This is a genomic window from Pseudomonas folii, from assembly GCF_014357575.1.
In the GTDB taxonomy this organism is placed as follows: domain Bacteria; phylum Pseudomonadota; class Gammaproteobacteria; order Pseudomonadales; family Pseudomonadaceae; genus Aquipseudomonas; species Aquipseudomonas folii.
Window position 1 is genome coordinate 1 of sequence record NZ_JACONW010000230.1, and the last position, 6,002, is coordinate 6,002.

The following is a 6,002-nucleotide window of genomic DNA, read 5'->3' on the forward strand; positions in this document are numbered from 1 at the left end:
CCGCCCGCTCGCTCCAGCGGTCAAAAATCCTTACGCAACTGCACCCCGAAATACCGCTCGTCATCACGCGGTACCGCGCGGGTGATGTAGTTGCCGGTAGCGGCCAGGCCGGGGGAGTAGGACTTGTCTGCCAGGTTCTTGGCCAGTAGCGCTACGCGCCAGCCGTTGTTGTAGTCGGCCAGTGCGACGCTGGCGTTCCAGATGCCGTAAGCGCCTTGTACTGTGTTCGGGTTTTGGGTGATGTCGTACTGTACTTCGCTCTGCCAGCTGTAATCAGTGCCCAGCTCGACATCCAGCCCGTTGTCCAGCGGGATGCTGTAGTCAGCCCGCACGTAGCTTTTCCAGTCTGGGGAGAAGGGCAGGGTTTTGCCGTCGACGTTGCACGATGCCGCCGCGCCCGCCGGGCAGGAGAAGGTGTCGATGCGAGCCTTGGTGTAGGCCACTGCGCCGGAAAGCTTGAGGTTTTGCGTGGCTTGCAAGGCGAAGTCGGCTTCCACGCCTTCGGTGGAAACACTGCCCGCATTGATCAAGCGTGTCACCACGCTGCCGGCCACCGTGTCGAGGAAGTTCGCCTGATAGTTGTCGTAGTCGCTGTGGAATACCGCCAGGTTGGTGACCAGACGATTGTTCCAGCTGGTGGCTTTGACACCCAGTTCCCAGGTATTGGACGTCTCCGGTTTGAGCGCGTCGGTATCACGCGGCTGCATGTTGAAGAACACGTTGTAAGCCGGGCCTTTGTAGCCGCGCGAGTAGGTCAGGTAGGTCATGACGTTGTCGGTGAGATCGTATTGCAGACCCAGACGGCCGGACCAGCCATCTTCATCCACCGAACCGGAACTGCTGGTGCCGGGGTTGATGCCTGACACTGCGGTAGGCGAGGTCGATACCCTCCGGTGATCGTATTCAAGTTCATCGTGAGTCCAGCGTAACCCGGCGATCCCGCGAAAGGCTGGAGTGAAGTTCAGGGTGCTTTCGCCAAACACCGAGTAGCTGTCGCTGGTTGTCCCGTAATCGGCGACACCCACGGCGCTGGCGGTTGGCGTTACCAGCGTGCGGCGATAGGTTTCTTCATCCTTGCCGTGCATGTAATACAGGCCGCCAACGTACTCCAGAAACTGACCTTTTGGCGAAGCCAGGCGCAATTCCTGCGAGTACTGATTGAAGTCCAGATCGCCCTTGTCTTCAGTGCCGGGGAATGCTGCCGTGATGTTCGACAAGCGATCGCCGTCCTGCCACTGCGTGTTGTTCCAGCCGCGCCAGGCGGTGATCGACGTCAGGGTGTAGTCACCCAGATTCCAGTCCAGTTGGGCAGAAAGACCTTTGTTGATGTCTTCAACATGGCTGCGGTAATCGCTGACGATGTCCCGGTTATGGTCGCTGGCGCGAACCGGCGCGAGGGCTCTGGCAAAGGCCGGGTTCAGCGTTGAGCTGACGACGCCGTTCGGTGCGTCATCGTGGGACTGCATGTAGTCGGCGATCACGGTCAGTTTGACGTCATCGTTGGGGGTGAATTCCAGCTTGCCGCGCGCGCCCTTTCGGTTGTAACCGTTGACTTCCTGACCGTTGGCCTTGTTGTCGACGTTGCCGTCATAGCTGCCGAACAGGGTCGTGACCGAGGCTTTGAGAGTATCCGGAATCAGACTGCCGCCGATGCCGAAACGGGTTCGGCTTTCGTTGCCGTTGTAGTACGACTGATCGATGTAACCATGGGTTTCCTCAGTGGGCGCCTTGCTGATCACGTTAAGCACGCCCGCCGACGCGTTCTTGCCGAACAGCGTGCCTTGCGGGCCGCGCAGCACTTCGATGCGGTCCAGATCGAGCAGGTCCAGCGTCGCCTGCCCAGGCCTTGCGTAGACCACGCCATCAACCACCGTCGCAACCGTCGGCTCCACGCCGGGTGAGGTGGAAATGGTGCCGACACCCCGGACAAACAACGAGGTGTCTTTGTTCGATGCGCCGGTCCGGAAGTTCAGGCTGGGGATCTGCTGGACGATGCTCGATACGCCGTTGCGGTTATCGCGTTCCAGCTGTTCGCCATCGACCACAGAGACCGCCACCGGTACTTTCTGCAGCGATTCTTCACGGCGGGTGGCCGTCACGGTCACTGCCTGCAAGGTCGCCGTCTGGCCGTCGGTATTGGTTGTGCTGCCGTCGGCGGCAATGCCTGGCAGTGAAGTCAAGGCCAGTGCTGCAGCGATGGCTTGCGCCAGACGCGCCGGTTTGATGATGTCCCCAGAGGTGTGTTGCATGTCTATGCTCGCTTGAAAGATGCCCTGACTGCCGTGACTCTTCGGTCACTGCTCCTGATGTAGGCGTTGGCTGTGTTCCGGCGGCATTCGCTCAAGCGAGTAGCTGACAAGATCATTCCGTTAGCGCTAACATCCCCAGTATCAGCAAGGACGCGATAGATCGTCCAATACTCAAAAATTACTTTTATATTCTTTTTTGTTAGAAGGGCATGAGCCTTGAGCGATCAGAAAAGCCCTCCGCGCAAACGTCGTGGAGCAGGGCGTATCACGCTGGATACGGTAGCCAGACATGTCGGCGTCTCGACGATGACGGTTTCGCGCTATTTCAACCAGCCGGACCAGGTCTCGGACGAGCACCGCGAGCGTATTGCGGCCGCGGTGGCTGAGCTGGGGTATGTCCCCAATCTGGTGGCGGGCGGTCTGGCGTCGGCGCGCGGGCGGATTGTCGGCATGGTGGTGCCGAACATCTCCGGGCCAATCTTTGCCAGCACCATCCAAGGTTTCAGCGACACCCTCACACGACACGGTTATCAGTTGCTGCTGGCGTCGAGTTACTTCTCGGTCGAGCAGGAGGAAAACGCAGTTCGCGCCTTTCTCGGTTGGTCGCCTGCCGCACTGGTAGTGACCAGCCATTTTCACAGCGCGGCCACCGAGAAGATGCTCGCAGACACAGATATTCCGCTGGTGGAAACCTGGGATTACCAGCCGGATCGTGCGCCGATCCAGATCGGCTTTTCCCACTACGAGGTGGGTGTCACCGCTGCGCGTTACCTGCACGGCAAGGGCTACCGAAGGATTGCTTTTGTGCAGAACAGCGCTGCGGGTGACTTCAGTGCCATTGAGCGTCGTGACGGCTGCGCGGCGACGCTGATCGAGCTGGGGCTGACGCCGATCCTGTTTGCACCGGACCCGGATCGAGCCCCGTTCGAAGCGGGCAAACAGGCGATGCAGGTGTTGATGAGCGCGGCTGAAAAACCCGATGCGATTGTGTTTGCCAACGACAACCTGGCTGCGGGCGGACTGCTCGCAGGGCAGCGCGCCGGGCTGCGTATTCCGCAGGATTGTGCGGTGCTGGGATTTGGTGATTACGCGTTTGCCGAGATGCTGTTGCCCAGTTTGAGCACCATCAAGCCACCCGCGCTGGACATCGGCGTGCTGGCTGCCACACGGCTGTTACAAAGTCTCGGCGTGATTGGGCTGGAAGGGGAATTGCAGCGCTTGAACCTGCTCAAGTGTGAAGTGATTGAGCGGGAGAGTACGTGATGCATGTGGGAGCGGTGCTTGGTCTGGGCGGCATTCCGACGATAAACGATAACGCGGTATGTCTTCCAGCTTCGTCTCATGTATCGCGGGCAAGCACCGCTCCCACAGGTTATGCGCCATTCAGTGGCATCTCCATTTCCGCAGGCCTATTCGCAACTTGATATCGAGTGTTATGCAATTAACGAATATCCATCTGAGAAAATATTCTTTTAAGAAATATATCGTCTCGTGGATTATTTAACTCAAGCGTCGTCGCAGAGCCATCCGCTCTGCCTCGGGCTTTCATTTGAAGGTTTTGCAGGAGCACACAATGGGCAATGTCCAAAGCGCCGGCGCACTCGATGTGCTGTGGCGACCGGCACCGGGCGGCGAGCTGCTCGATCTGGGGCGCGTTTATCGCGGTCCCTTGGCGCTGTCGCGTCTGCACAGCACGCCGAAAAGGATTTTGAGCCGTCGTGAAGCCGTCTTGCTGGGCGTGTTCGCCCTGGTGTTGCACGGTGCGGTCATTTACTGGGTTAACCAGAATCCGCCTGCTCCGCTGCCGGTCGCACCACCCGAAGTTCCACCGATGACCATCGAGTTTTCCCAGCCTGCGCCGCCAGTGGTAGAAACGCCTCCGTCGCTGCCCGAGCCCATCGTGCAGCCGGTGGTGGAGGAACCACCACCGCCCGTGGAAGACGAACTCGCGGTCAAACCGCCGCCGCCCAAGCCGATTCTAAAGCCCAAACCGGTTGTAAAACCTGTGCCCAAGCCGGTCGCGAAACCCGTTGAGCAACCGCCAGCTCCACCGGCGCCGCCGCAACCGGTTGCAGCACCTGCGCCGCCCGCGCCACCTGCACCTAAGCCGGTAACGCCAGCCTCTGCCAACGCCGGTTACCTGAAAAACCCGGCCCCGGAATACCCTGCACTGGCCATGCGTCGCGGTTGGGAAGGTACAGTGTTGTTGCGTGTGCATGTACTGGCCAGCGGCAAGCCGGGTGAGATTCAACTGCAGAAAAGCAGCGGACGCGATCAACTCGACGACGCGGCCCTGGCAGCGGTTAAACGCTGGAGCTTTGTACCGGCCAAGCAGGGCGATGTTGCCCAGGACGGCTGGGTCAGCGTGCCCATCGATTTCAAGATTCGTTAACCCTTATTCGTTTGAATCTGCGAGCTACCTGAACAAAAGGCGCATCGCTACACAACCTGTCTTGTTCTGAGACATGCCTTTTTCAGAGAGAGCCGCGCCATGAACCTACTTGCTTCCCCTTTCGAATCCGTCGAGCACGCCGTCATCTGGCTACTGGTCCTGTTTTCCGTTGTGACCTGGGGCCTGGCCCTGCTCAAAGGGGTGCAGTTCACCCGCCTGAAGAATCAGGATCGTAAATTCCACAAGCAATTCTGGGCCGCATCGAGCCTTGATTCCGCCGCGCAACTGGCTCAGGAGCAACCGGGCGCAGCCGCCCGTGTGGCGTTGGCCGGTTATGCCGCCATCCAAGTGCCGGATGGCGCGCAGGCCACGGACCTGAGCCAGGCGATCAATCATCAGGACCGTCTGGAGCGTGCCCTGCGTCAGCAAATCGTGCGTGAACGCCGCTCGCTGGAAACCGGTCTGGCGGTGGTTGCCAGCATCGGCAGCACTTCACCGTTTATCGGTCTGTTCGGTACGGTCTGGGGCATCATGTCGGCGTTGAAAGGCATCAGTGCGGCGGGTTCGGCAAGTCTTGAAACCGTTGCCGGCCCTATCGGCGCGGCACTGGTCGCCACCGGTGTCGGTATCGCGGTCGCGGTGCCTGCGGTGCTGGTTTACAACTACTTCCTGCGTCGCTTGAAACTGACTGCCGCTGACCTGGATGACTTTGCTCACGACTTTTACAGCCTGGCCCAGAAGAACTCGTTCCGCGTCCTGTTGCATCCGGTGCTGAACAAGCACGGCGCACCTGCGGTTGGCCAGAAAGTGCAGGAGGCGTCCTGAGATGGCTTTCTCCACACAAGACAGCGATGAAGTCCTGAGCGAGATCAACGTCACGCCGCTAGTGGACGTGATGCTGGTGTTGCTGGTGGTGTTCATCGTCACCGCGCCACTGCTGACCAACTCCATCCCGATCAACTTGCCGAAGACCGAATCGGTCGCCCCGGTGGAGCAGAAAGACCCGCTGGTGGTGAGCATCGACGGGCAGGGCAAGCTGTTCATCAACAAGGATGAAATCCAGCCGGATCTGTTGGAAACCAACCTCAAGGCCGCCAAGGAAAAAGCCCCCGACGTACGCGTGCAATTGCAGGCTGACGATGGTGTGAATTATGGGGAAGTGGCCAGGGCCATGGCGTCTATTGAGCGGGCGGGGATTACCAAATTGTCGGTGATCACTGCCAAGTGATGGGCTGAAACGTTACTCAAAAAACTTCGTTGTTTTTACAGGCTGTTTCTTTGGCATGAGGGCAGCCTGTTTTTTTATGCAAACTCAATTTCGAATTGAAATGGAGTCCCCTTGTGGGAGCGGTGCTTGGTCT

At 59.3% G+C, this 6,002-nt stretch carries 5 protein-coding genes; 4 read left to right on the forward strand and 1 reads right to left on the reverse strand.

The window, feature by feature from the left end; genetic code table 11:
- Positions 1-20 precede the first annotated feature (20 nt).
- Positions 21-2,249: a TonB-dependent receptor gene (locus H8S59_RS25650; protein WP_187523251.1), complete on the reverse strand. Its 2,229-nt coding sequence runs from the start codon at positions 2,247-2,249 to the stop codon at positions 21-23.
- 216 nt (positions 2,250-2,465) lie between these two features.
- Between H8S59_RS25650 and H8S59_RS25655 the strand changes: the two genes are divergently transcribed.
- From H8S59_RS25655 to H8S59_RS25670, 4 genes are all read left to right on the forward strand, one after another.
- On the forward strand, positions 2,466-3,512 hold the full coding sequence (locus tag H8S59_RS25655) for a LacI family DNA-binding transcriptional regulator (protein WP_187523252.1): 1,047 nt from the start codon (positions 2,466-2,468) through the stop codon (positions 3,510-3,512).
- Between the two features lie 310 nt (positions 3,513-3,822).
- Positions 3,823-4,641 (forward strand): energy transducer TonB, encoded by an 819-nt coding sequence (locus H8S59_RS25660; RefSeq protein WP_187523253.1) that lies wholly within the window; start codon positions 3,823-3,825, stop codon positions 4,639-4,641.
- Between the two features lie 99 nt (positions 4,642-4,740).
- Positions 4,741-5,466: a MotA/TolQ/ExbB proton channel family protein gene (locus H8S59_RS25665; protein WP_187523254.1), complete on the forward strand. Its 726-nt coding sequence runs from the start codon at positions 4,741-4,743 to the stop codon at positions 5,464-5,466.
- A 1-nt stretch (position 5,467) separates the two neighbouring features.
- Complete coding sequence (locus H8S59_RS25670) at positions 5,468-5,869, forward strand: ExbD/TolR family protein (RefSeq protein ID WP_095097243.1); 402 nt, start codon at positions 5,468-5,470, stop codon at positions 5,867-5,869.
- The last annotated feature ends 133 nt before the right edge of the window (positions 5,870-6,002 follow it).

Coding starts and splice junctions, on each gene's coding strand:
- H8S59_RS25670 (WP_095097243.1), top strand. CDS start 5,468: ATGGCTTTCTCCACACAAGACAGCGATGAAGTCCTGAGCGAGATCAAC.
- H8S59_RS25660 (WP_187523253.1), top strand. CDS start 3,823: ATGGGCAATGTCCAAAGCGCCGGCGCACTCGATGTGCTGTGGCGACCG.
- H8S59_RS25650 (WP_187523251.1), bottom strand. CDS start 2,249: ATGCAACACACCTCTGGGGACATCATCAAACCGGCGCGTCTGGCGCAA.
- H8S59_RS25665 (WP_187523254.1), top strand. CDS start 4,741: ATGAACCTACTTGCTTCCCCTTTCGAATCCGTCGAGCACGCCGTCATC.